The organism is Allohoeflea poritis (assembly GCF_027889715.1).
Lineage (GTDB): Bacteria > Pseudomonadota > Alphaproteobacteria > Rhizobiales > Rhizobiaceae > Hoeflea_A > Hoeflea_A poritis.
The window spans coordinates 264,916-288,732 of sequence record NZ_JAPJZH010000004.1; the positions used below are offsets into that span (position 1 = coordinate 264,916).

Below are 23,817 nucleotides of genomic sequence, written 5' to 3' on the forward strand. Positions count from 1 at the left end.
CCGAATGAAGCGATTTATCAAGCGCAACGCGCTTTGGGGCGCCTATATCGTTTTCCTGGTCCTTGCCGCGACCTTCGGCGCCCGTGAGGGCGCTCTCGATTTTTCCGGGCCGGGCGCCACGGGAAAGGCCGCGATATGGGCGGTCTTTATCGCCTTCCTGATCTATTCCATTCAGGCCCATCGGAAGGAAGTGTTCCTGCGATCCGTCGCCAAGGTGAACCAGCTCTGGTGGGGCCTTCAGATCGGCCTCGACCTTTATATCAGCGTGTTTCTGTCGCTGGCCCTGATCTACCTCGTCGAAGGTTCGCTTGCGGTGATGCTGCTTTGGGCTTTGCCGGTCCTGGTTTTTGCCAATCTTGCGATACTCCCCTACCTGATCCTCAATTTCGGGGCGGTCTTCAGCGCCTTTGCGGGCTGATCATTAACGCCGTGCGGGCATGGGCCGCAATACGGCCCATGCCCGGCGAGGCACGCTAATTCAAACTGAAGTCGACCACGGCACCCGGGCCGAGCGGGATGTTGAAGCCGGCCCAGATGACGATGATGGCAACGCCGGTGATCATCAGCCAGATCGAGTAGGGGATCATCACCGCCATCAGGCTGCCGATGCCGAAATTCTTGTCCCAGCGCTGGCAGAAGATCAGGATCAGCGGGAAATAGACCATCAGCGGGGTGATGATGTTGGTGGCCGAATCGCCGATGCGGTAGGCGGCCGTCGCGGTTTCCGGGCTGATGCCGAGCAGCATCAGCATAGGCACCAGGATCGGCGCGAGCAGCGCCCATTTCGCGGAGGCCGAGCCGACGAAGAGATTGATGAAGCCGGACAGGATGAGCAGGCCTGCCAGGAGCAAAGGCCCCGGCATGTTGGTCCAGCGCAGGAACTCGGCGCCGTCGATGGCGAGGATCAGCCCGAGATTGGACCAGACGAACATGACGACGAAATGGGCGGCGGCAAAGGCCAGCACCAGATAGTAACCCATCTCGGACATGGAGGCCGACATCAGCTTGACCAGGTCGCGGTGGTTCTTGATGACGCCGGTGACATGGCCATAGACCCAGCCGCTCAACAAAAACAGCAGGAAGAAGCCGGCGACCAGCGACTGGTAGAACGGGGTGAGGCGCGCCTCCGGCCTTGCCTCCTGATCGATCAGCGGGGTTCCGGGACCGACGGTGAGGACGATCCAGACGGCGATGACCGCGAGGATGGTCAGCGCGCCCCAGATAAGACCGCGTTTTTCGACGTCGGTCAGCGGGCCGGAGATCGGCTCGTCCGTATCGGTGACCGTGCCGCCGGTCCATCTGCCGAGGCGCGGCTCCACATACCGGTCGGTGACGTACCAGATGACCGGCAGGTAGATGAAGAACAGCGCCATGATCAGATACCAGTTGCCGGCGATGTTGGCGTTCCAGGCCGGATCGAGGATCTCGGCGCCGGCCTCGGTGATGCCGAAGAGCAGCGCATCGAGCTGGCCGGGAAACAGATTGGCCGAAAAACCGCCGGAGACGCCGGCGAAGGCAGCCGCGATACCGGCGACCGGATGGCGTCCGGCCGCGGCGAAGATGACGCCTGCCAGCGGGATGAGCACCACATAGGCGGCGTCGGCGGCAAGGTTGCCGATCATGCCGACGGCGACGACGATGGGGGTGAGCAGCGCCTTGGGCGCATTGCTGACGCCGGCGCGCATGGCCGCGCCCAAAAAGCCGGTGCGCTCGGCGACACCGGCGCCCAGCATGACGACCAGCACGTAGCCGAGCGGATGGAAATGGGTGAAGGTGGCCGGCATATCGGTAAAGAGGCGGCGCAGGTTCTCCGCCGACAACAGGCTCATGGCCTTTACCGGCTCGTCGGTGACCGGGTGAATGGCCGACAGGCCGATGAAGGAGGCAAGAACGCTGACGGCCATCAGGATCGCGATGAGCCAGAAAAAAATGAAGACCGGATCGGGCAGCCGGTTGCCGGTGCGTTCGATGGCGGCGATGAAGCCTCTGCTCGCCTGGGAGGGGGTATCCGACATTTTTTGTTCCTATACGCTTTCCAGCGTCATGCGTGATGTCCCCGGCGCGCCCTATTGTGCGCGCTTTGGGGCCAGATTGCGGCGGGAAGCCGGCGCCTTTGGTCTTACAACTTTAGTTGGCAGTGCGGTGCGAATACAAACAAAACTTCCGAAAAACACGGGCAAGGGCTTGCTTGACTCTGTGTTTGTTTTTTGGAATCTATATTAGAACAAAACAAGAACATACGGAAGTAATGAACCATGCAGGGCACGCATGTGCGGCACAGAATGGAGGCATTGCAGGACGCGGTCGCCAGGGTCGACCGGCGCCACGCTTCCTTCGCGCGCCATGCCCGCCTGCGCGAAAAGGACGGGTTTGTCCGTTTCGGCATCGATGCTCTCGATGCGGTTTTCAAGGACGGTTTCCCGGTCTTTGCCCTGCATGAGGTGCGTTGCACCTTGAGTCGCGACATCGGCGCCGCTAGCGGTTTTCTCGCCGGGCTGCTCGCCGGTTGCATGAAAAACCGTGCGGGGCGGATCGTGTGGATTTGCGATCCGGCCTGCCGGCTTGACGGCGGACAGCTCTTCCCGGCCGGGCTTGCCATGTTCGGGCTCGATCCCGCGCGGCTTCTCATGGTCCGGCCCGCGGATCTCAAATCGGCGCTCTGGGCGAGCGACGAGGCGGCGAAATGCACGGAGCTCGCCGGCGTCGTCTTCCAGGTCAAGGGCAATCCGGCGCGTTTCGACATGACGGCAACGCGCCGGCTGATGCTCAAGGCACAGCAGAACGGGCTCTTCGTTTCCATCCTGCGGCAGGGCGGCGAGGAGGAGGCCAATGCGGCGGCAACCAGGTGGTGCGTCGATGCGCGCGCCTCGGCGGCCGATCCGCATCTTGAAAAGGGCATCGGGCTTTTGCGGCTGAGCCTTGTCCTTGAACGCAACCGCAACGGTCAGACGGGGCAGTGGACCGTTGCATGGAACCAGCACGAACACGGTTTTGAACATGTCCCAGAGGATCATGTCGATCGCCCTGCCGCAGCTCTCCACCGACCGGACGGCGCGCCGCAAATGGGGCAGGTCATGGCGTTTGAACGGGCGTCCTGACGCCCCGCCCCTTGCCGCGACGGCCAAAGTCAAGAACGCCATGCGTCTCGTCGCGGTGGACGGGCATGGCCATGAAGCGGGGCTGCGTGTCGGGCAGACGTTGAGCGACGCGCGGGCGCTGTTTCCCGATCTCGACGTCTTCGACGACGACCCGGATGCCGATGCGGCGATGCTCGAGGCGATTGCCGCCTGGTGCGACCGCTACACGCCGCTGGTGGCGGTGGAAAGGCTTGCCGAAACCATTGCCGGGAGCGCGCCCGGCCTGTTCCTCGATATTTCCGGCTGCGCCCATCTGTTCGGCGGGGAAGAGGCGATGCGCGGCGATCTCGTCGCCCGGCTGCGCGCCGCGGGCATCCTTGCCCATGCCGCCATTGCCGATACGCCCGGTGCCGCCTGGGCCTTTGCCCGCTACAGCGACCGGGCGGCGGTCGCGCCGGGCCGGCATCAAGAGGAACTGCTCGACCTGCCGCTCGCGGGACTGCGTCTCGAGACGCAGATGCTCGACATGCTGCGCAAGCTCGGCCTTCGCACTGTCGGCTGCATTGCCGCCCTGCCGCGCGCGCCGCTTGCCGCCCGCTTCGGCAACGGCCTGCTTCTGCGCCTCGACCAGGCGCTGGGGCGCGAGGAGGAGGCGATCTCGCCGCGCCTGCCGGTGCCGGAACTTTCCTCGGAGCGCATTTTTGCCGAGCCGATCGCCCTGGTGGAGGACATCGAGCGCACCGCCCTGCAGCTTGCCGGCAATCTGAAACCGCGGCTCGATGCGCGTCAGCTGGGCGCGCGGACGCTGGAACTGAAGCTGTTCCGTGTCGACGGCCATGTCACGTCGATTTCGGTGCGCGCGGCAAGCCCCGTCTACCAGCCGGAGCGCATCATGATGCTGTTCCGCGAGCGCATTGCCGGTTTCCACGAGGACATGGATGCCGGTTTCGGCTTCGACCTCATCCGCCTCAACGTCACCGAGAGCGAGACGCGGCCGGTGGAGCAGGCCGATCTCGGCGGCGGTCAGGCGCGGGGCGAGGCGTTCATAAACCTCGTCGACAAGCTCGGCGCGCGCCTTGGCACGGACCGGGTGCTGCGCTTTGCCGCTGCCGACACCCATATTCCCGAACGCAGTTTCGGCCTTGTGGCGCAGGCTGGCGCCGGCAATGCCGTCGAGACGCTTTTGTGGAGCGACAATCAACCGGCCCTCGACGGTCAGGGCAGCGCCGCCGTGCTGACCCGGCCGGTGCTGCTGTTCGACCGGCCCGAGCCGGTCGAGGCCGTCGCCGAGGTGCCGGACGGCCCGCCGATCCGCTTCCGCTGGCGCAGGACGCTCTACCGGGTCGTGCGCTCGGAAGGCCCGGAACGTATTGCCTGCGAATGGTGGCGCGACGGGCGCGGCGGCCAAAGCCGCGACTATTTCCGGATCGAGGACGACGAGGGTCACCGATTCTGGATCTTCCGGCTGGGGCTGTTCGAGCGCGAAACCCATAATCCGGCATGGTTCATGCACGGGCTGTTCGCATGACGGATCCTTCCTTCGGCTATGTGGAGCTTGCCGCCACCAGCAATTTTTCCTTCCTGCGCGGTGCCTCGCATCCGGAGGAGCTGGCCGTTGAGGCCGCCCGGCTCGGCCTCAAGGGCCTGAGCGTTGCCGACCGCAATTCACTGGCTGGCGTGGTGCGGGCCCATATGGCCGCCAAGGAGGCGAAGCTGCCTTTCGCGCCGGGCTGCCGGCTGGTCTTTTGCGACGCCACGCCCGACATCCTGGTCTGGCCGCGGGACCGGGCCGCCTATGGGCGGCTGTGCGAGCTGCTGACGCTCGGCAAGCGGCGGGCGCCGAAGGGCGAATGTCATCTCGGTCTTGCCGACCTGCTGGATCATGGCGACGGGCTGATCATGGCCGTGGTGCCGGAACCGGTGTTGCCGCTCGCCGCGCCCGCCTGCCTGGAGAGCCTCGGGCAGCGCTTTGCCGGCGCCGTCTATCTCGCCGCCGCCTGGCGCTATGGGGCCACCGACCAGCGCCTGCTTGCCGCCATCGCCGCGCTTGCCCGGCGGTCGGGCCTTCCGATGCTGGCGGTGGGCGACGTGCTCTACCATGCCCCCGAGCGGCGCTTCCTGCAGGATGTGCTGACCTGCATCCGCGAACATCTGACACTGCGCGCGGCGGGGCGGCAGCTCGAGCCCAATGCCGAACGCCATCTGCGCGGCGCGGCGGAGATGCGGCGCCTCTTCAAGGGCTATGAACAGGCGGTCACTGAGACCGAGAAGCTTTTCAGCCGGCTTTCTTTCTCGCTCGACGAGCTCCGATACCTCTATCCGGAAGAGCCGACCGGAAGCAGCACGCCGCCGCAGGAAACGCTGGAGCGGCTCACCGCCGAGGGCCTGAAGGAGCGCTACCCGCATGGCGCGCCGCAGAAGGTGCTGGCGGCGCTTGACCATGAGCTGGCGCTGATCAGGAAGCTCGATTACGCGCCCTATTTCCTGACCGTCTACGACATCGTGCGCTTTGCCCGCGATCAGGAGATCCTGTGCCAGGGGCGCGGGTCGGCGGCCAATTCCGCTGTGTGCTACTGCCTGCGCATCACCGAGGTGGATCCGGAAAAGGTCGACCTGCTTTTCGAGCGCTTCATTTCGGAAGAGCGCAACGAGCCGCCCGATATCGATGTCGATTTCGAGCATGAGCGGCGCGAGGAAGTGATCCAGTATATCTATGAAAAATACGGCCGTGACCGCGCCGGGCTCGCCGCCACGGTGATCACTTATCGCGGCCGCTCGGCGCTGCGCGAGGTCGGCAAGGTGTTCGAGCTTTCCGACGATGTCATCACCGCGGTCTCCGGCACGCGCTGGGGCTCGTCTTCCTCGAAGCTCGATGCGGAGGATGCGCGCCGCGCCGGGCTCGACCCGGACGACAAGCACCTCATGCAGATCCTCGACATGGCGAGCCAGATCATCGGTTTTCCGCGCCACCTGTCCCAGCATGTCGGCGGCTTCGTGATCACCCGCGACCGCCTCAGTTCGGTCATCCCGATCGAGAATGCGGCGATGGAGGACCGCACCGTCGTCGAATGGGACAAGGACGACCTGGAAAGTCTCGGCATGCTGAAGATCGACGTGCTCGCTCTCGGTATGCTGAGCTGCATCCGCAAGGCATTCGCATTCCTGGAAAACCATTACGGCCGCAGCGAGACCCTGTCCTCGCTGCCGGACGGCGACAGCAATGTCTATGACATGATCTGCCGGGCCGACACGATCGGCGTCTTCCAGATCGAGAGCCGGGCGCAGATGTCGATGCTGCCGCGGCTCAAGCCGCGCTGTTATTACGACCTCGTCATCGAGGTGGCCATCGTGCGGCCGGGCCCCATCCAGGGCGACATGGTGCATCCTTACCTCAGGCGCCGGCAGAAAAAGGAGCCGGTCTCCTATCCCAAGCAGGAACTGAAGAATGTGCTCGCCAAGACGCTCGGCGTGCCGCTGTTCCAGGAGCAGGCGATGAATATCGCCATCGTGGCGGCGAATTTCGAGCCCGGCGAGGCCGATAAGCTGCGCCGGGCCATGGCCACCTTCCGACGGGTGGGCACGATCCACAATTTCCGCATCAAGATGGTCGAGGGCATGGTCGCCAACGGCTATGAGCGCGAATTCGCCGAACACTGTTTCAGCCAGATCGAGGGGTTCGGCGATTACGGCTTTCCTGAAAGCCACGCCGCCAGTTTCGCACTGCTCGTCTATGTGTCCTGCTGGCTCAAATGCTATTATCCGGACGTCTTTTGCGCGGCGATCCTCAATGCGCAGCCAATGGGCTTTTACGCGCCGGCGCAGCTGATACGCGACGCGCGCGAGCACGGCGTCGAGATGCGGCCCGTCGATATCAACCATTCAGAGTGGCTGTCGACGCTGGAAAAAACGGATGCCGGCAAGCAGGCAATCGCCAAACGCCATGCCGAGATGGCGCCGGTGTTGAAGAACAGCCATGCGGTGCGCCTCGGTTTCCATCGCATCAAGGGCATCGGCGAGGATGATGCGGAGCTGATCCTCAAACATCGCGGCGAAGGCTATGACAGCGTGCGCGATCTGTGGATGCGTTCGGGCCTGTCGCGCCGGGCGATGGAAAAGCTCGCCGAGGCGGATGCCTTTTCCTCCATCGGCCTGTCGCGCCGCGACGCGATCTGGGCGGTGCGGGCGCTCGATCCGCTGGGCGCCGCCGAGCGCCTGCCGCTGTTCGCCGCCGCCGGCAGCCGCGACCTGCAGCGCGAACCGGAGGTGGTGCTGCCGCCCATGCCGCTCGGCGAGCAGGTGATCAACGACTATCGCAGCCTGACCTTCTCGCTAAAGGCCCATCCGGTCTCTTTCGTGCGCCACCGGCTGGAACGGGACGGCTATGTGCCGAGCGCCAGGCTGCCGGATCTGCGCGCCGGCCGCTTCGTGTCGGTTGCCGGGCTTGTTCTGGTGCGCCAGCGGCCGGGTTCGGCCAAGGGCGTGGTGTTCGAGACGCTGGAGGACGAGACGGGCGTCGCCAATGCGATCGTCTGGCCGAAGGTTTTCGAGCGCTACCGCACCATCGTCATCGGCAGCCGCTTCATCGGCGTGCGCGGCCCGCTGCAGTCCCATGACGGGGTAATCCATGTGGTTGCCCGCGAGCTTTATGATCTGACGCCGATGCTTGGCGATCTTTGCGACGCGGAGGGGCCGATCGACGGGCTGGCACGCGCCGACGAGGTCAAGCGCGAGCCGGTGGACCCGCGCGAGCGCGAGCGCAGCAGGCCGGCGATGAAGCTTCGCAATCTCTTCGAGCAGGTGCCGCAGATGCGCACGAGCGGCAACCAGCATTATGCCTCGACCCGCAAGGTGCTGCCCGGCGGGCGGAATTTTCACTAGTTATGTCCTCACGCCGTACGCGCCTTCGGCGCTGGCTCCGGACGGGGCGGCCAATACCGGCGGGTAAACCCGCCGTGGCCGACGCGCAGTCGCGCTTGCGGTGCTTCGCACCGGCTCCTTTTTCCTTGGAAGATTTCGAGGAAAAAGAGTTCGAAGTGCAAAGCGCTTCGCAAGGCCGACCGGCCGTCGCCGCTTATGCGGCGCGCCCGCGCAGGCCAGCCGCGCAGCGGCGGTGCGGCCGTGAGCGCAATTAAACGGTGCGAAGCACCGCAAGCGCGACTGTGCGTCGGGCCCAGTGGCCCGCCCTCGCGGAGCATAGGCCCGAAGGGCCGCTCATGCGTGAGCGCAAAATAAATAGCAGCGGCGGTGCGACCGTCAGCGCACAACTATCTCTTCTCATGCGGCGGGTGCGGGCGGGTCAGGATGAAAATGCTGACGGCGGACAGGACCACGGCCTGGATGGCGATCACATAGGTTGCGACGCCGGCGAGGATGCTGATTACAAAAACCGCCACGATGGCGATCATCGCCATGACCTTTCCGCGCTTCGATATGGCGCGGTAGGTCTCCCAGTCGCGGATCGGCGGGCCGAGGCGCGGATGATTGACCAGCCAGGAGTGCAATTTCTCGGAGCCGCGGGCAAAGCAGAAGGCGGCAAGAAGCAGGAACGGCGTCGTCGGCAAGAGCGGCAGCACGATGCCGATGATGCCGAGCGCAAGGCTGATGCAACCGGCGGCAAGCCACAGATAGCACTGCAGCCGGTTGCGCCTGAGCATGTCAGCCGGCCTCGGACTCGAGGCCGCGGGCAATGCCGCAGATGGTGTCGAAGGCGATCTCGGCGTCCTGCTCTTCCATCTCGAACGGGCCGGCGGTGAAGCGGATCACCTGCCTGCCGTCATGAAGCGTCTGGGTAAGATAGATACGGCCGTCATCGTTGATCGCATTGACCAGCCGGCGGTTGAGTTCATCGAGATCGCCGGCATGGCCCTTCGGGGCATAGCGGAAGGAAAACAGCGACAGGACCGGCTGCGTGGTGATCTCGAAATCGGGTTCGCCCGCGAGCCGTTCGGCGAGACGCTGCGACCAGGCGACGTGGTTGCGGATCATGGTCCGCAGGCCGTCGAGGCCATAGGCGCGCAACAGGAACCAGATTTTCAGTGCGCGGAAACGGCGGCCGAGCTGCACCGACCATTCGCTGAAATTGACCAGCCCTTCCTTGCCGTAGGTCTTCAGATATTCGGGCTGGATGGCGAGCGTCCTGACAAGCGTTTCGGGATCGCGCACGAAATGGGCCGAGCATTCCATCGGCGCGCCGAGCCATTTGTGCGGGTTGAAGACGATGCTGTCGGCCTGTTCGACACCGGCCCAAAGGTGGCGGAACTCGGGGCAGATCATCGCCGAGCCCGCCCATGCGGCGTCGACATGAATATAAAGACCCTCCGCGCGCCCGACGGCGCAGGCGGCGGCGACATCGTCCGTCGCGCCGGTCGAGGTGCCGCCGACGCAGACGACGAGGCCGGCCGGCTGATATCCCGCCTCCCGGTCGGTCAGAATGGCCGTCTTCAGATCGTCAATCCTGATGGCGCCGTTCTCGTCGACCGGAATATGCACGAGGTTGTCCTGGCCGAGGCCGGCAACCCACATCGCCTTGTCGATGGAGCTGTGCGTTCCCTTCGAGGCATAGACGCGCAACGGTTTCTGGCCGAAAAGGCCCGCCTTGTTGCCCTTCCAGTCGAGCGCCCGCTCGCGCATCGTCAGGACGGCGCACAAGGTCGCGGACGACGCGGTGTCCTGGAACGTTCCCTTGAATTCCTCCGGCAGGTCGAGCGCCTGGCGCAGCCAGTCGATCATCCGCACCTCGAGTTCGGTCGCCGCCGGCGATGTCTGCCACAGCATGCACTGGGCGCCGATGGCGGTGGCGAGCTGTTCGGCGATCACGGCGGCGGGCGCCGCGTTGCTCGGAAAATAGGCGAAGAAACGCGGGTGCTGCCAATGGGTCATGCCGCCGGGAATGATGCGTTCGAAATCGGCAAAAATCTCTTCCATCGCATGGGCGCTCTCCGGCGGGCTGTCGGCGATCATCCGGCCGATTTCGCCGGGCCTGACCTGCGCGCGCACCGGCCGCTCCGGCAACGATTCGAGATAGTCCGCGGACCAGTCACTGGCCCTGCGGGACCAATTGCGAAATTCGGATTTGTCCATTGGCATCTTCCTCTTGAGGACCGGGCGAGCCTATAGGCAAAACGGGAGGCGAATCCATAGCCATGCATCGCATGCGGCAATATTCCCGGCTTGTGTGGAAATGAATATAGATAACATGTTAATTATATTCAACGGTTTTTCGGGATGACAGCCGTGCCCGGTCATGCACAATTCACCGGTCTGTCACAAAACGGTCACCGGCCGATGACCAAAACGCTCAATTGGCGCCGGCAATACTGCATGGCCGGTTTGAGCGAACGATCCCGGAGGACAGCGTGGACCAGACAAACGACAATCCGCCCGTAATCGGCGCGGCCCTGCCCATGGAAAGCGTCGAGAAACTGCGTGACTGGCTTTTCGACAAGGACCGGGATCTGGAATTGCAGGACTTCGTCCAGCCGAATGTCCTGGATGGCGACTGGCAGGCGATCGTCGGGCGCTACGGTTCGCTTCTCGACGGCTACCGGGGCCGGATCGGCATCCACGGCCCGTTTTTCGGCTTCGACATGAGCACCGTCGATCCGCAGGTCCAGGCGATCGCCCAGAAGCGCTTCCTGCAGGGCCTTGGCATCTGCGAGGCGCTGGGCGCCACCCATATGGTCGTGCACAGCCCGTTCACCCATTGGCACCACGATAATTTCGACAATGGTACCTGGCTGAAGGATCATCTGTTCGAGGCGTGCCACACCAACCTGGCGCCGGTCGTCAAGCGGGCCGAGGACATCGGTTGCGAACTGGTGATCGAGAACATCCAGGATGTCGATCCGCGCGAGCGGGTGCGGCTTGCCGAATCCTTCGACAGCCACATGGTGCGCGTGTCGATCGACACCGGCCACGCCCAGTGGGCGCACAAGGCCACGGGCGCGCCGCCGGTCGACTATTTCGTCAAGGCGGCGGGCAAGAACCTCGCCCATGTCCATCTTCAGGATGCGGATGGCTGCGCCGACCGCCACTGGCTGCCCGGCGCCGGCACCATTTTATGGCCGGCCATTTTCGAGGCGCTGCGCGACTATGCCGACAATCCGCGGCTCGTCATCGAGGTGTTCGGCAAATATCACGCGCAGATTCCCGCCTGCGTCGCGCGGCTCGAGGCCGAGGGCCTGGCGCAATAGCCTACTGCATTTCGGGAAGCGTCACGGTGATGCCGTCCAGCGCTTCCGTCACCTTGATCTGGCAGCTCAGGCGGCTGCCGGACCTGCGCTCGCAGGCGGCAAAATCGAGCATGTCGTTCTCGTGCTCGGCCATGGCGTCGAGGCTGTTCAGCCTGTCTTCCTCGAAATAGGCGTGGCAGGTGGCGCAGGCCGCCGAACCGTTGCATTCGGCGGTAATGCCGTCGACATTGTTGGCGAGCGCTGTCTCCATGACCGATGTCCCGGGCTCCGCCTCGATCTCGCGGCTGCTGCCGTCCGGCTGGATGAAGGTGATCTTGACCAACTTTCAGACCTCCCAGCGAACCGGCAGGGATACGGGTCCGCGAAAGACCCAGCCCTTCATGATTGCCGGCCGGTCTTCGTCAAGCCGCAGTTTCGTCAAACGGTTGAACAGCTTCGGAACGGCGATCTCGCCGACCATCTGCCGCGCGACCCATGTGCCGGCGCAGAAATGCGGTCCGGCGCCGAAACCGAGATGCGCGTGGCGGTCGCGGAAAACGTCGTAGGCATCCGGATCGGAAAAACGCGTCTCGTCGCGATTGGCAGCGCCGACGCAGATGCCGAGCTGATCGCCTTGCTTGAGCTGTGTGTCGCCCAGCACGGTGTCGCGCGTGACCCGCCGGGGATACATGCCGATGGGCGAGACCCACCGAACCGCCTCCTCGAAAGCGGTGCGGTACAGTTTCGGATCGGCCGTGACGCGGGCGCGCTGGTCCGGGTTGAGCAGGAGCCCGTAGACGGTGGTGAGGATCGAATCGCGCGGCTCGTTCAGGCCACCGCCGATAATCACCTTGATATTGGCGCGGATCTGCTCCACCGAGTGCGGATGCTCCGCATGCAGCATCGAAGACAGGATCGTCGGGCCCGGCCGGTTACGGTGATGGTCGAGCACGGCATCGATCGCCGCGTTCACGGCCTGCGATGCCGCGGCGGCCCTCTGTGCCGTGTCCGGCTCGGTTCCATAGTTGCTGACGCCATCCATCAGGGCCTGCGACCAGGCGGCGAGATCCTGCCAGGAAACATCCTTGAAACCGATCATCTCAGCAAGGCACAGGGAGGCCATCGGCGCGGCGAAGCTGCCGAACAGGTCCGTTTCGCCGCCATTCGCGAAGCCGTCGATCAGCCGCTCGGCGATCCCGTCGAACACCGGGGTCCATTGGTTTTTGACGACACCCGGCCGGAATGACGGCTCGATCGCCTTGCGCTCCACCTGGTGGTCCTCGTCGTCCTTGCGCATCAGGGAATGGCCCATGACCTTGTTCATCAGCGAGCCGGGATTGGTCGAGGCAAAGCGTTTATGATCGCGCTCGATGGTCATGATGTCTTCGAAACGGGTGACGAGATTGATGCGCGCATCGCTGACCCAGACCGCCGAAGCGGCTTCGCGCATGCGGCGGAAGCTCGGATAGGGATCCGCCGTCAGCGCGGCGAGGGAAATATCGTCCATGACGGGAACAGGTGAGGCCATGCGTCACTCCAGCAGGTTGGTGCGATCACGCCTAGGATGTCCGAGCCGGGTTACTTGTCAATCAAATGACCTCAATCTAATCTATCGAAAAATTCGATATCAGTTTTCGAGAGACGCAGGTGACAGACGGTCAGGACATCCTCAAGGTCGATTTCGCGGCGCTTCGGACATTGCAATATGTCCACGATTTCGGCTCTTTTTCAAAGGCGGCGCAACGGCTTGGACAGAACCAGTCGACGGTCAGCTATACGATCGGGCGGCTGCGCGAAGTATTCGACGATCCGCTTTTCGTACGCGAGGGAAACGGTGTCGCCGCGACGGATCGGTGCCGCGTCATCGTCGAGCATGCGGCACGGTTCCTCGAGGAGTTCCAGGGCGTGGCGCGGCGTCCGACCTTCGATCCGGCGACGGCCCGGGGTTCGGTCACCATTTCATGCAATCATTGGGAGCGCGTCATCGTCCTGCCGAAGCTGATCGGCCGAATGCGTTCGCTTTCTCCGGGGATACATTTGCGGGTGCTGAGCTCATCCGCCGTGGGCGAGGAGCAGCTCAAACGCGGTGAGTGCGACATATTGCTGGGACCGGTGCAGATCTCCGGCGAGCAGCTCTTCAAGCGCAAGATCGGCATGGACCACTATGTCTGCATCATGGACCGCGGCAATCCGCTGCTATCCGACCCGTTCGACTTCGCGGCCTATCAGTCGGCCAAACATGTGGTGGTGACCTATATGGGCAACTGGCGGCCATTCTATCTCGACGCGCTCGAAGCGCGGGGCGGAACGATCGACAAGGTGTTCGAGCTCACCGAATATGGCGATCTCGAGAACTGCATTGCGGGAACCGATCTGATTGCCACGGTGCCGAACCGGCTGGCCGAGAAATTCTCCGACCGGATTGTCCGCCGTGCCCTGCCTTTCAAAGTATCGCTGGAGGTCGATATGTTCTGGACCGTGCGTACCCATCGGTCGGCCATGCAGAAATGGATCCGCGAGCTTGTCGTCGATGCGGCCGACGACAGTCTTTCGCCGGCTAACGGCTGAACTCGATTTCGCTGAGTGTCGCCGGAGGCGCGGTGTCCGCATCCGCCGATGCGATGACGAACCGGTCGGGCGAAATGGTCCACAGCATGATGCCGTTCGACTTTTCTTCCGTTTTGGGATCGCGCACGCTGTAGCGGAAGGTGATCGTGTTGTCGCGGCTGACGCCGTTGACCATGGTGCTGCCGGCGCCGAAAGGATTCGACCAGCGGCCGGTGAAGCGGCCGGGCCTGTCCAGCGGCTCGACAAAACCGTCAATGCGGCCGGTCCTGCCGGGCGATGCGCATTTGCCGGACAGCGTCAGGCGGTCGATGTCCTTGCGGTAGGTGCCGGTCACCCTGCAGCGCACCGATTCCCGTTCGGAACCGGCAGCCTGGCGCGCCCATCCCGAGCCCGTCCACTTGCCTGACAGGACTTCCAGCGAATCGACCGCCCAGGCCGCATCAAGCGGGGCCAGGCAGACAAGCAGAACGGCCAGTGATTTCTTCATGAACGCATCCATTTCAGGCGCATGAGGACCGGCAGGAGCAGCAGGTCGGCAAGAAGCGCCGTAACAAAGGTCAGGATCAGCATAATGCCAAACAAACGCACCATGATGAAGGGGCTGAGCAGCGTGACGAGCAGGCCGCCGGAGATCAGCAGTGTCGTCGCAATCATCACCCGCCCCGTGCGGTTGATGGCAAACTGGATGGCTTCATCGACCGAGTGACCGTTGAGCCGCTCGAGCCGGTACCGGTTGATGAAGTGGATACAGTCGTCGATCGCAATACCGAAGGCGATGGTCAGCGCCATCATGGCGGTCGGGTTGAGCAGGCCGCCGGTGAGCAGATGCAGTGCGGATGCCGTAACGAAGAGCGGCAGCGTGTTGGGTATGATCAGCACAAGGAACAGCGCCGGCCAGCGAAATGCGGCGGCGACGACAAGGATCGCGATAATGCAGGCGGCGACGAGGCTGAGGCCGAGCTGGCCGATAACGACAACCGGTTCATGCCGCAGGATTACCGGGAACCCGACAGTGCGAACGGCGCCGGCCTCGCGCGCGGTGCGCTCGATACGGTCATGGGTCTCAAGCGTCTGCCGGCTGGCCATCGGTTCCGGCGCAAAGGTGACGACGCGCGCCGTCTTTCCGTCAGGCGACAGGAGTTGGGTCAGTATATTGTCCGGAAGCTCGCTCAGGTCCTCCCGTTGCGGCATGGTTTCCGGCTCGCCGATCCACCTTGCGATGGTGACCAGCGATACGATGGCGTATTCGGGCGCCGCCGAGGCAACCGCATCGTTGAGCGCGGTCAGGCGCGCCCAGTCATTCTGCTCATCTTCTTCGCCCGCAAGGGTCATCTCGTGCCAGATCGGGAAGAAGCCGCCAAAGGTCTCGTTGATATGCGCGTTCGCTTGCCGGATTTCGCTGTCCGCCGGCAGATAGCCGTCAAAGTGATACCAGGGCTCGGTGCGCGAAAATCCCCAGATGCTGGCCACGGCAATGACCGCGCTGACCGTCACAACCAGCCGGCTGCGCGAAAAGACCAGGTGACCGAAGAACGAGGGAACCCGCAGCCATTCCGATTTCCCGCTGCGGCTCTTGTGGCGGATGGCCACCGGGGCCATGACCGCAAATGTCATGATGACGATGACATAGGAAACCAGGACGCCGAGGGCGCCGATCAGGGCGAACTCGCGCAGCGGCACGTTGTCAACGGCCGCAACGGCGGCGAAGGCGATGGCCGTCGTCACCGCCGTCAGGCCGCAGGCCGGACCGATATCACGCACGCTGATCGCCGTTCGCTCCTTGGCCGGCAGTTTGGCCGATGTCTTCAGATAATGCATCACCAGGTGAATGCTGTCGGCCAGCCCGAGGACAAGGACGAGCACCGGTATGGTGTTGCTCATCACCGTCACCGGCAGGCCAAGCAATGGAAACAGGGCGATCGAGGACATGGCGCCGAAGATCGCCGGCACGATTGCCGTCAGCGCGATGATGAGGTTGCCGAAGACAAAAAACGCGATGATGAGCGCGAACAGGCAGCCGATCGCATTCAAGGTGATCAGATCGCTTCTCATGCCGCCGACGATTTCAAAGGCAATCGCGTCCTCTCCGGTCACCGCATGGGTGAAACGGTCGTCGACATAGTCGTCGACCACATCGCGGATGTCGGCATACATCCGGCGCTGACCGGCCCGATCGACCGCCGGGTCCACCGAGACGGAGATCAGGATGGTCCGGTTGTCATCGCCAAGCATCGATGGCTGGTTGGCGGCTCCCGAGCGGTAGGCCTGCAGCCGGTCTGTCAGCGTGTTTTCGGTAATGTCATCGGGAAAGACGGGTTCGCCGGGATAGCGGTCATGCGTTCTTGAAAACCGCGCAGAAAAGGGCGACAGCACGGTCAGCACATCATCCATCAACGCAAGATCGAGGGTCATCTCGCGAATCTGATTGAGGTCTTCCGGCAAGAAGTCGCTTTCGGCCGATATCAGGACAATGAAGTCCGTCGTCCTGGCGCCCATCGTCTGTTCGAACTGCCTGTAATTATTGGCATGGACGCTGTCCGACGACATGCTGCGCTCGATGTCGTCGTCGAACCTGATGTGGTTCATCGAGGCGACGGTGACCGCCATGGCCACGAACAGGAAAATGGCCGACAGGACTGGCCAGCGCACCGCGAACAGGCCCGGATAATCCAGCCCGAAGCCGGATATCGCCCTGCGCTGTATTCCGGAAATCTCCTCCGTCATGCGATGTCCGGTGAAATCCGGGTTGTTTCCCCCGAGTCGGCGATGCCGCTCATATGCTTGTTATCCTTGTCAAACCCCTACCGCATATCGCGGCAGTCATCAAAGCTGCCCACGGAAACTATTGGCACACTGTTTGTCCGACGGAAAGTCCGGACAAATAAAAACCGGCATTCCAAGTTCAATTGTGGGTGAGAGAGAAGTTATCGAATAATTCGATGGGTCACATCAAACCCATCCGGTTGACAAGTCAGCGGTGCGGACCGCACCAATTCCAAGCCATGGGCGAAGTCATTGCAAATTGTCCGTTTGGCGGACAGGACCGGGAGGGTCTTTGCCACCTTGTGGCGACAGCAAGTAGCAATGGTGGTTGTTCTTGGGGCTTTATTTGGTTTAGCGTAACAACAAGGCCCTCAAAAAGAGGGTGTGTTGTGCGGATCCGCGGGCAGAAAGCGCCGGGTCCGCGAAAGGGAGGATACAGGTGAACAGACTTTTCAAGCTTGCCGCGTCCGCGGCAATTTTCGTCAGCGCGACAGCCGGTGCACTAGCAGCGGATTACAATTTCACCATCGCCGGATGGGCACCGCCGACGCACGGGCTCAATTCGATCATGTGGCCGAACATGGTCAAGATGATGGAAGAAGCCTCGGACGGCAAGGTGACCGCCGAAATCAAATACGGCCTGGCGCCGCCGCCGGCCATGATGGACCTTGTCCTCGACGGAGCCGCCGATTTGACGGTCATCTTCCACGGCTATCAGCCCGGTCGTTTTGTCGGCACCAAGCTGATCGAACTGCCCGGCTATGAGGGCAATGCCGAACAGGCCTCAGTCGCCTATTGGCGGGTGCACGAAGAGCATCTGGCGAAACTCGATGAGCACAAGGGCGTCAAGCTGCTTGCGCTGCACACGCACGGGCCGGGGCAGATGCATACCAATGAGAAAATCGGCTCGCTGGCCGATCTCGACGGTCTGAAGACCCGCATTGGCGGTGGCGTGGCCGGCGACGTCGGCGCTGAACTCGGCCTGGTGGGCATCCGGGTTCCGGCGCCCAAGGTCTATGAGACACTGGCGTCGGGTGCTGCCGACGCGGTGGCCATGCCGATGGAATCGCGCAAGGGCTTCAAGCTCACCGAGGTGGCGAAGAATGTCTACGAAATGCCTGGCGGTTTTTACCGGGGTTCCTTTGCGATGATCATGAACCAGGAGGCCTTCGACAAGCTCCCGGACGACGTCAAGGCGGTCTTGGAGAGTGAAGTCTTCGGCGAGGTTGCCAGCCGCATGCTCGGCAAGGCCTGGGACCAGATCGACAGCGAGGGTATCGCTGTGACCAAGTCTTCGGAAGACAACAGCATCAGTGTCGCATCGGATGCGGATGTCGCTGCCTACCAGCCGATCATCGACAAGGTAACGACCAGCGTGCTTTCCGAGCTCTCCGACAAGGGCGTCGATGCCAAGGCCGCCCATGAGATGATCCAGAAGGAGATGTCGGCCAACTAGCGCCGGTTCACCGGCAGAATGCCGTTCATCAGCAAGCGTCGGCGCGGCCAGGGGCCGCGCCGTCCGCGATCAGCGAGGGGCCGTTCGGGGAAATCAGCATGAGCAAAACCGTGCGCTGGGCAAGGCGGGCTACGCAACTGCCGGTGCTTTTGGCCTGTGCCGCTCTCTTCACATTGATGATCATGACCTTCGCGGACGTCGTCCTGCGTTCGGCGCTCAATGCGCCCATCGAGGCGGCGACCGAACTGACACGGATGCTGATGGCAATCGTCGTCTTCTCCGTGCTTCCCGTGCTGTCCGTCCGGGACGGGCATATTGTCGTCGACCTCATGGACCCTTTCTATATGAGCGCATTCGTGGAACGCATGCGCGATGCCGCCATATCGCTCGCCTGCGGTGCCATGCTCATCCTGCCCGCCGAGCGGGTCCTGGTGCTTGCCGAAAGAGCCCGCTCTTACGGCGATCTCACCGAATATCTCAACATTCCGCAGTTCTATATAGGCTGGTTTATCGCCATCATGACCTATCTGACGGCCCTTGTGCTGATCGTGCGCGGCGCCCTGATCCTGTTTGCGCCGAAACTTCTGGAAGATGGCGATGCTTGAGGCCGGTATCGGATTTGCGGCTGTCCTCGTCCTGGTGCTGCTGCGTATTCCCATTGCCTTTGCGATGGGGCTGGTCGGCATGATCGGTTACATGATGGAGACCAGCTATCGCGGTGCGATCTCGATGGTGGCGCGGCTGATCATCGATGCGAGCCAGGACTATGGTCTCAGCGTCGTGCCGCTGTTCATCCTGATGGGGCTGTTCGTCAACAAGGGCGGCATCAGCCGCGAACTCTACCAGGTGTCCTACGCTTTCCTGGGCCATCTGCGCGGCGGCCTCGCCATGGCGACCATTGTCGCCTGCGGCGGGTTTGCGGCCGTCTGCGGTTCGTCCCTGGCCACGGCGGCGACCATGTCCAAAGTGGCCATGCCGCAAATGCGCAAATACGGCTATGCGGACAGCCTGTCGACGGCGTCGATCGCCGCCGGCGGCACGCTCGGCATCCTGATCCCGCCATCGGTCATTCTCGTCATTTACGGCCTGCTGACGGAAACCTCGATCGGCAAGCTTTTTATCGCCGGCATCATTCCCGGAATGCTCGGTATCCTCTTCTACCTTTGTGCGGTGGCCTTCACCGTGACCCGCAACCCCGATGCCGGTCCGGCCGGCCAGCGCACCGTCTGGCGCGACCGGTTGCGGGCGCTCAACGGCGTCTGGGCCGTCCTGCTGCTGTTCTTCCTGGTTATCGGCGGGCTCTACGGCGCGCTCGATTTCTGGCCCATCTACCTTGCGTTCTCCCCGACGGAGGCTGCCGGCATGGGCGCGGCGGGGGCTTTCCTGATTGCCCTGTCGCGGCGCAATCTGAGCTTCCGCGACACGCTGGAGGTGCTGAGGGAAACCGCCTTTACCACCGCTTCGCTGTTCAGCGTTCTGATTGGCGCCTGGATCTTCTCCAATTTCGTCAACATTGCCGGATTGCCGGAGGCGCTGCTGGGCGCGGTCACCGCCTATTCCGTCTCGCCCTGGGTGGTGATGGTGCTGATCCTGCTGATCTATATCGGCCTTGGCTGTATCTTCGAAAGCCTGTCCATGCTGCTGCTGACCGTGCCGATCTTCTTTCCGCTGGTCCGCGATCTCGGCTTCGATCCGGTCTGGTTCGGCGTTGTCGTCGTGGTGGTGACGGAGATCAGCCTGATCACGCCGCCCGTGGGCATGAATGTGTTCGTGCTCAAGGGCGTGGTCGGCGATGTTCCGACGAGCACCATCTTCAGGGGTGTGACGCCCTTCTGGGTTGCCGATATCTTCCGACTGGCGCTGCTGGTGGGGATTCCGGCGCTGGCGCTGTATCTTCCAAGCCAGATGGGCTGAACACCACGCTGTGTGGCCGGATCGGGCCTATTGCGCCGCCACGATCCGGTCTTCCGGATAGATCTCTTCGCGGGCACGTGCCTGGCACAGGTCGAAGACCAGCCAGGCGGCGGCCATATTGCCCATATGGATTGCCGTGTTGGTGTTCTGATGCCCGCCATAGGTCAAATCGCCGGCGGCGAAGATGCCGCGGCGCCCGGTGCGGTAGCATTCGTCGATCTTGACATATCCGTCGTCGCTGATCGGCAGGTCGAGCGACTTCACCAGCTCACCCTGGGTCTGGTGGGGCCAGACAAGCAGGATATCGCGCGGGACGCGCCGGCCGGAGCGCAGCACGACATGTGTCAGTTTTTCGCCGTCTCCCTCGAGCGTCTCGATCCGGCCGGGAATGAGCCGGATGCCAAGCGCCTCGATGGCCTCGGCGCGTTCCGGCGGGACATCGATCCCCGGTTCGATGAACATGACAAGGTCATCGGTCCAGTTGCGGTAGATTTCGGCGGCGGCGAGAATTTCCGGCCGATGCACGTAAATGCCCCAGGACTGATTGCGAACCTCGTAGCCCTGGCAGAACGGGCAATTGATCACCGAGGCGCCCCAAAAATTCTTCAGGCCCTCGATGTTGGGATAAAGGTCCACCATTCCGGTCGTCATCAGCAGGCGCCTGGCGCGATAGGACGAGCCGCCCTGGGTCGAGAGCACAAATCCTTCGTCTTCCTCGACGACCTTGGCAATCTCGGCCGATTTCAGATCCGCGTAGCCATAGGGCCGGATGTTGGCTGCGATGCTCTCTCGAACATCCTCGGGCTTCGCCAGATCCATGGACGGAAAGGCGCCGACATGCGGCGATGCCGCATTCCTGGCAGGAATGGGCGAATCAAAGACTATGGTGCGCATCATCGATCGCGACAATGTCAAAGCCGCCGCCAGACCCGCCGGTCCGCCACCGATGATCGCAACCTCGTATTCCGTCATGGTGAGGACCTCCTTGACGTCATTGCAGGTGCGTGATTCGAAACTAGGATAGCATTGAGAACGCACAAAGTGCGGCCCGCCTGTGGATAACGGGGATTGCGGGACTAAACGGTGCTTAAAGGCCTCATTCGGCCGCCGGATCGGCCCGAATATGGCGGACCGATCCGGTCAACAGCTGATTACCTGCGACGCTGGAAGCGCCGGGTCGTCGGGCGCTGCAATTCGCTGCGGCCGCCCCTTTCCACCTGACGCCGGCTTTCCACGCGCTGGATGCCGCGATCGCGCGAGGCGCGCTGGCGGTCAAGCGACTGGCGAAGTTCCTCCACCCGCTGCGTCCGGTTGGTTCCGGTTTCGCGGGAACGGATGGATTTCCACTGGCCCTTTTCGTGCTGCTTCCACTCACCGTTCTCCTTGCGGAAGACGTTGCCGTCGCGATTGGCGATCAGGTCGTTTTTGCGGGCGTCGGAAATGGCGCTCGTGTCGCGCTTCTGCCAGCGGTTTTGCGCGTTGGTCTTGACGTTGTCGCGTGACCACCGGTTTGTCGTCGTCACGCCCCGATCCCAGGATTTGTAGATGTTTCCGTTGACGTCGGCGACCCAGTAGCGGTTGCCGGCCGGTCCGCGCACGGAGACGAAACCGGCATTGTTGTAGGGGCCCCAGGCTCGGCCGCCGCGGATATAGGCGCCGGTGTTCTGGTTGTAGATGCCGCCGGCGGCAATGCCGCCATAGGGGCCGTAGGCCCGGCCATAATGGGCGGTGAAGGTGCCGCGTCCCGGAAGGTAGTAGGTTCCCGAGCCGTAGGTTACCCGCCACGGCCGGTAGATCGGCGGATAGCCGGGGCGATAGACCCAGTAGGGCGGATAGTACCAGCCGGTGCCGTAGATCAGCGTGCCCCATGCCAGGAACGCCCACAGATAGCCGGATGTGTAGCCGTAGACGACATATTCGGGCGTGGTCTCGTAGACCCGCACATAGGTCACATTGTAGACCGGCGAGGACGGGGGAATGGAATAGATGTCGTCCGGAACCGTATCGGCGACCGCGAACGGGCCGGTCGGCGTATCGCCGACGAACCAGACGCCGTTGTAAAGGACGAAATATTTGCCGCCGACCCGGATGACCGTGAAATTGGTGTTGACCGCGTAGGCCATGTCGGTTCCGGTGATGCGTTCGAATTTCGGATCGCCGAAATAGGTGACATCCACGGAGACGCCCGTGCGGCTGACGCGTGCCGTGGTCGGGATGGATGCCTGCAGTCGCGCCTCTTCGCTCTCCGATGTTCCGGGCACCGAGGCGCGCACGATCGAATAGGGCTGACCGTCCGGAATATTGCGGAAATCGTCCGGCAGGTTTTCCGACGCAAAGGCCCAGGGCCCCTTCAGGTCCGTGGCGCTGAACCAGCGTCCGGAGGCAAGGAAGTACCAGGTGTTGTTCGCCGAATCGAAGAACAGGTCGGAATTGGCGTTGGCGACCCATTGCAGATCGGTGTTCTCGACCGGCTGCAATTGCGGCTGTCCGTCAATGACCACAAGCTCGGCCGGCTTGTCACTGTAATAGACCACCGGAACGCCGTCTTTCGAAGCTTGCGGCGGTATGGCGGCGCGCGCTTCCTTCCAGTTGTCGTCATCCGGCAGCTTGCCGAAGATCGCCGGCAGTTCGCTGACCGCGGTCCACGGCCCCTCGATCCTGGCGGCCGAGACCCAGGAATTTTCGATGCGCAGATAGTAAGTTGCCGGATCGCCGGTTGCCAGCAGGTCCCAGTTCGTGTTGACGACGAATTCCAGCCCGTCGGCGCCCTTGACCGGCGCCGTCGTCGGCTTGCCGTTGGTCTGCAGCAGGATGGCCGGCTTTTCGGAAACGAAGATCGCTGGCGCGTCGGCGCCGAAGCCCTTGGCGTCCTGCAGTTGCTCGTAATTGTCGAGGCTGGCGGTCAGGCGGGTCAGGGAGACGGTGATCGGAGCGGTCGGCAGCAACTTGCCGATCTCAAGCGACGTGTCGGCCAGCTGTTCGCGACCAAGGGTCGAAAAGTTGATGTTGGCGACCTCGATGTTCGACAGCGTGACCTCGTCCGCCTCCCGGTCCGCCGCCGTGTCGGCGGTGACCTCGATGACACCATAGGCCGGATCGCTGCCGCCCTTGGGGCTGTATTCGCTGGCGATGAGCGCCGTGAGCTTGGAAAACCCCGTCCATTCGGTGACCTGCGGCTGGTGCAGGGTTATCGTCGCGCCTGCCGGCGACTCAAAGCTGCGCGGCCATTCGGCAGTGGATTGCTGCTGCTGTTCGGTGCCCGAGGAGGCTGACTGGGCAAAGCCGTGCGCGGTCCAACTGAAGGACAGTGCAGAGGCCAGAGCGATGCGCAGGAAGGACGATGCGGTGACGCGATTCATCGATACTCTCCTTCGTTAAAAGGTCTCGTTCGACACCATTTGCACGAACTATAGCGCAATTATGATCTGTTGTTACTTTTGTGCTGAATTAGTATTAGCCGATTATGTATTTTGTATTTCTGCATTAACGCCAAGCGGCCTCCGTCCGCGCAAGACTGGAGTATCGCGCGGACAGAGGGCTTGGGAGTCGACCAAGGCGGGGGCCTGACCTGCTCCGGCCGGGTGCAGGGTGGTCAAAAACCCGGCTTGCGCATCAGGTCTTCCGACCGCTGCCGCTGTCTTGCGTTTGGGCCCGCAAGAGTGCTGTCATCGCGGTCCGAAGTCCCCCCATCACGATGCGCGACGAGATTGGCCGAACGGGATCGCAACGGATGTGGCGAATCCCACAATGCAGTGAAATACCGCCGCCGCGCCGGCTTAGAGCGTATCTGGTTTAGATTGAAGCATTTGATGGCGGAAAATCGGTTCACTCGGCTAGGCGCGTCGCGCAGCGCGATGCAGGGCATCGG

18 protein-coding genes are annotated in these 23,817 nt (G+C 63.0%); 9 read left to right on the forward strand and 9 right to left on the reverse strand.

What is annotated here, in order from left to right; genetic code table 11:
• Nucleotides 1–4: 4 nt before the first annotated feature.
• A complete protein-coding gene (locus OOZ53_RS08630; protein ID WP_271089036.1) occupies nucleotides 5–418 on the forward strand; it encodes a hypothetical protein in 414 nt (137 codons plus the stop codon).
• Between the two features lie 55 nt (nucleotides 419–473).
• On the opposite strand, the gene OOZ53_RS08635 is transcribed toward OOZ53_RS08630, so the two are convergent.
• Nucleotides 474–2,015 (reverse strand): AbgT family transporter, encoded by a 1,542-nt coding sequence (locus OOZ53_RS08635; protein ID WP_271089038.1) that lies wholly within the window; start codon nucleotides 2,013–2,015, stop codon nucleotides 474–476.
• Nucleotides 2,016–2,255: 240 nt separating this feature from the next.
• On the opposite strand from OOZ53_RS08635, the gene OOZ53_RS08640 reads away from it, so the two are divergent.
• Genes OOZ53_RS08640 through OOZ53_RS08650 form a run of 3 tightly spaced genes read left to right on the forward strand, consistent with a single transcriptional unit; the run spans nucleotide 2,256 to nucleotide 7,955 of the window.
• Entirely contained in the window at nucleotides 2,256–3,098 is an 843-nt protein-coding gene (locus OOZ53_RS08640; RefSeq protein ID WP_271089039.1) for an ImuA family protein, read from the forward strand.
• Nucleotides 2,998–4,605 carry a Y-family DNA polymerase gene (locus OOZ53_RS08645; RefSeq protein ID WP_271089040.1) on the forward strand — a complete coding sequence of 536 codons (1,608 nt, stop codon included), beginning with the start codon at nucleotides 2,998–3,000 and terminating at the stop codon, nucleotides 4,603–4,605. Before OOZ53_RS08640 ends, OOZ53_RS08645 begins: the two co-directional genes overlap by 101 nt.
• Nucleotides 4,602–7,955, forward strand: a complete 3,354-nt coding sequence (locus OOZ53_RS08650; protein ID WP_271089041.1) for an error-prone DNA polymerase — start codon at nucleotides 4,602–4,604, stop codon at nucleotides 7,953–7,955. Before OOZ53_RS08645 ends, OOZ53_RS08650 begins: the two co-directional genes overlap by 4 nt.
• Nucleotides 7,956–8,341: 386 nt before the next feature.
• On the opposite strand, the gene OOZ53_RS08655 is transcribed toward OOZ53_RS08650, so the two are convergent.
• Both OOZ53_RS08655 and OOZ53_RS08660 read right to left on the reverse strand, forming a co-directional pair.
• Nucleotides 8,342–8,731, reverse strand: coding sequence for a YbaN family protein (locus OOZ53_RS08655; RefSeq protein ID WP_271089042.1), 390 nt, complete (start codon nucleotides 8,729–8,731; stop codon nucleotides 8,342–8,344).
• A gap of 1 nt (nucleotide 8,732) precedes the next feature.
• Entirely contained in the window at nucleotides 8,733–10,157 is a 1,425-nt protein-coding gene (locus OOZ53_RS08660; protein ID WP_271089043.1) for a pyridoxal phosphate-dependent decarboxylase family protein, read from the reverse strand.
• A 323-nt stretch (nucleotides 10,158–10,480) separates the two neighbouring features.
• Here OOZ53_RS08660 and OOZ53_RS08665 point away from each other — a divergent pair, with 323 nt between their 5' ends.
• On the forward strand, nucleotides 10,481–11,269 hold the full coding sequence (locus OOZ53_RS08665; RefSeq protein WP_271089194.1) for a sugar phosphate isomerase/epimerase family protein: 789 nt from the start codon (nucleotides 10,481–10,483) through the stop codon (nucleotides 11,267–11,269).
• A 1-nt stretch (nucleotide 11,270) separates the two neighbouring features.
• On the opposite strand, the gene OOZ53_RS08670 is transcribed toward OOZ53_RS08665, so the two are convergent.
• Entirely contained in the window at nucleotides 11,271–11,591 is a 321-nt protein-coding gene (locus OOZ53_RS08670) for a 2Fe-2S iron-sulfur cluster-binding protein (RefSeq protein ID WP_271089044.1), read from the reverse strand.
• Between the two features lie 3 nt (nucleotides 11,592–11,594).
• A complete protein-coding gene (locus OOZ53_RS08675) occupies nucleotides 11,595–12,776 on the reverse strand; it encodes a cytochrome P450 (protein ID WP_271089045.1) in 1,182 nt (393 codons plus the stop codon).
• A gap of 119 nt (nucleotides 12,777–12,895) precedes the next feature.
• Here OOZ53_RS08675 and OOZ53_RS08680 point away from each other — a divergent pair, with 119 nt between their 5' ends.
• Nucleotides 12,896–13,816, forward strand: a complete 921-nt coding sequence (locus OOZ53_RS08680; RefSeq protein ID WP_271089046.1) for a LysR family transcriptional regulator — start codon at nucleotides 12,896–12,898, stop codon at nucleotides 13,814–13,816.
• Here OOZ53_RS08680 and OOZ53_RS08685 read toward each other — a convergent pair.
• The gene (locus OOZ53_RS08685; protein ID WP_271089047.1) at nucleotides 13,806–14,303 is read right to left on the reverse strand and encodes a hypothetical protein; all 498 of its coding nucleotides are present in this window, start codon (nucleotides 14,301–14,303) and stop codon (nucleotides 13,806–13,808) included. The two genes, OOZ53_RS08680 and OOZ53_RS08685, sit on opposite strands and share 11 nt — an antisense overlap.
• Nucleotides 14,300–16,540 carry an efflux RND transporter permease subunit gene (locus OOZ53_RS08690; protein ID WP_271089048.1) on the reverse strand — a complete coding sequence of 747 codons (2,241 nt, stop codon included), beginning with the start codon at nucleotides 16,538–16,540 and terminating at the stop codon, nucleotides 14,300–14,302. Before OOZ53_RS08690 ends, OOZ53_RS08685 begins: the two co-directional genes overlap by 4 nt.
• Before the next feature lie 478 nt (nucleotides 16,541–17,018).
• On the opposite strand from OOZ53_RS08690, the gene OOZ53_RS08695 reads away from it, so the two are divergent.
• The 3 genes from OOZ53_RS08695 (at nucleotide 17,019) to OOZ53_RS08705 (ending at nucleotide 19,949) form a co-directional block, all read left to right on the forward strand.
• Nucleotides 17,019–18,035, forward strand: a complete 1,017-nt coding sequence (locus tag OOZ53_RS08695; RefSeq protein ID WP_271089049.1) for a TRAP transporter substrate-binding protein — start codon at nucleotides 17,019–17,021, stop codon at nucleotides 18,033–18,035.
• A gap of 98 nt (nucleotides 18,036–18,133) precedes the next feature.
• On the forward strand, nucleotides 18,134–18,640 hold the full coding sequence (locus OOZ53_RS08700) for a TRAP transporter small permease (protein WP_271089050.1): 507 nt from the start codon (nucleotides 18,134–18,136) through the stop codon (nucleotides 18,638–18,640).
• Nucleotides 18,633–19,949 (forward strand): TRAP transporter large permease, encoded by a 1,317-nt coding sequence (locus OOZ53_RS08705; protein ID WP_271089051.1) that lies wholly within the window; start codon nucleotides 18,633–18,635, stop codon nucleotides 19,947–19,949. The genes OOZ53_RS08700 and OOZ53_RS08705 overlap by 8 nt, the downstream gene beginning before the upstream one ends.
• Before the next feature lie 27 nt (nucleotides 19,950–19,976).
• On the opposite strand, the gene OOZ53_RS08710 is transcribed toward OOZ53_RS08705, so the two are convergent.
• Together OOZ53_RS08710 and OOZ53_RS08715 are read right to left on the reverse strand one after the other, a co-directional pair.
• Nucleotides 19,977–20,921 carry an NAD(P)/FAD-dependent oxidoreductase gene (locus tag OOZ53_RS08710; protein WP_271089052.1) on the reverse strand — a complete coding sequence of 315 codons (945 nt, stop codon included), beginning with the start codon at nucleotides 20,919–20,921 and terminating at the stop codon, nucleotides 19,977–19,979.
• Nucleotides 20,922–21,100: 179 nt separating this feature from the next.
• Nucleotides 21,101–23,308 carry a hypothetical protein gene (locus tag OOZ53_RS08715; RefSeq protein WP_271089053.1) on the reverse strand — a complete coding sequence of 736 codons (2,208 nt, stop codon included), beginning with the start codon at nucleotides 23,306–23,308 and terminating at the stop codon, nucleotides 21,101–21,103.
• Nucleotides 23,309–23,817: the final 509 nt, after the last annotated feature.

What these genes read in the sequence shown, in the direction of transcription:
- OOZ53_RS08635 (WP_271089038.1), bottom strand. Translation starts at nt 2,015, where the DNA reads ATGTCGGATACCCCCTCCCAGGCGAGCAGAGGCTTCATCGCCGCCATC.
- OOZ53_RS08640 (WP_271089039.1), top strand. Translation starts at nt 2,256, where the DNA reads ATGCAGGGCACGCATGTGCGGCACAGAATGGAGGCATTGCAGGACGCG.
- OOZ53_RS08630 (WP_271089036.1), top strand. Translation starts at nt 5, where the DNA reads ATGAAGCGATTTATCAAGCGCAACGCGCTTTGGGGCGCCTATATCGTT.
- OOZ53_RS08645 (WP_271089040.1), top strand. Translation starts at nt 2,998, where the DNA reads ATGTCCCAGAGGATCATGTCGATCGCCCTGCCGCAGCTCTCCACCGAC.
- OOZ53_RS08710 (WP_271089052.1), bottom strand. Translation starts at nt 20,921, where the DNA reads ATGACGGAATACGAGGTTGCGATCATCGGTGGCGGACCGGCGGGTCTG.
- OOZ53_RS08660 (WP_271089043.1), bottom strand. Translation starts at nt 10,157, where the DNA reads ATGGACAAATCCGAATTTCGCAATTGGTCCCGCAGGGCCAGTGACTGG.
- OOZ53_RS08700 (WP_271089050.1), top strand. Translation starts at nt 18,134, where the DNA reads ATGAGCAAAACCGTGCGCTGGGCAAGGCGGGCTACGCAACTGCCGGTG.
- OOZ53_RS08705 (WP_271089051.1), top strand. Translation starts at nt 18,633, where the DNA reads ATGCTTGAGGCCGGTATCGGATTTGCGGCTGTCCTCGTCCTGGTGCTG.
- OOZ53_RS08655 (WP_271089042.1), bottom strand. Translation starts at nt 8,731, where the DNA reads ATGCTCAGGCGCAACCGGCTGCAGTGCTATCTGTGGCTTGCCGCCGGT.
- OOZ53_RS08665 (WP_271089194.1), top strand. Translation starts at nt 10,481, where the DNA reads ATGGAAAGCGTCGAGAAACTGCGTGACTGGCTTTTCGACAAGGACCGG.
- OOZ53_RS08715 (WP_271089053.1), bottom strand. Translation starts at nt 23,308, where the DNA reads ATGAATCGCGTCACCGCATCGTCCTTCCTGCGCATCGCTCTGGCCTCT.
- OOZ53_RS08675 (WP_271089045.1), bottom strand. Translation starts at nt 12,776, where the DNA reads ATGGCCTCACCTGTTCCCGTCATGGACGATATTTCCCTCGCCGCGCTG.
- OOZ53_RS08650 (WP_271089041.1), top strand. Translation starts at nt 4,602, where the DNA reads ATGACGGATCCTTCCTTCGGCTATGTGGAGCTTGCCGCCACCAGCAAT.
- OOZ53_RS08690 (WP_271089048.1), bottom strand. Translation starts at nt 16,540, where the DNA reads ATGACGGAGGAGATTTCCGGAATACAGCGCAGGGCGATATCCGGCTTC.
- OOZ53_RS08685 (WP_271089047.1), bottom strand. Translation starts at nt 14,303, where the DNA reads ATGAAGAAATCACTGGCCGTTCTGCTTGTCTGCCTGGCCCCGCTTGAT.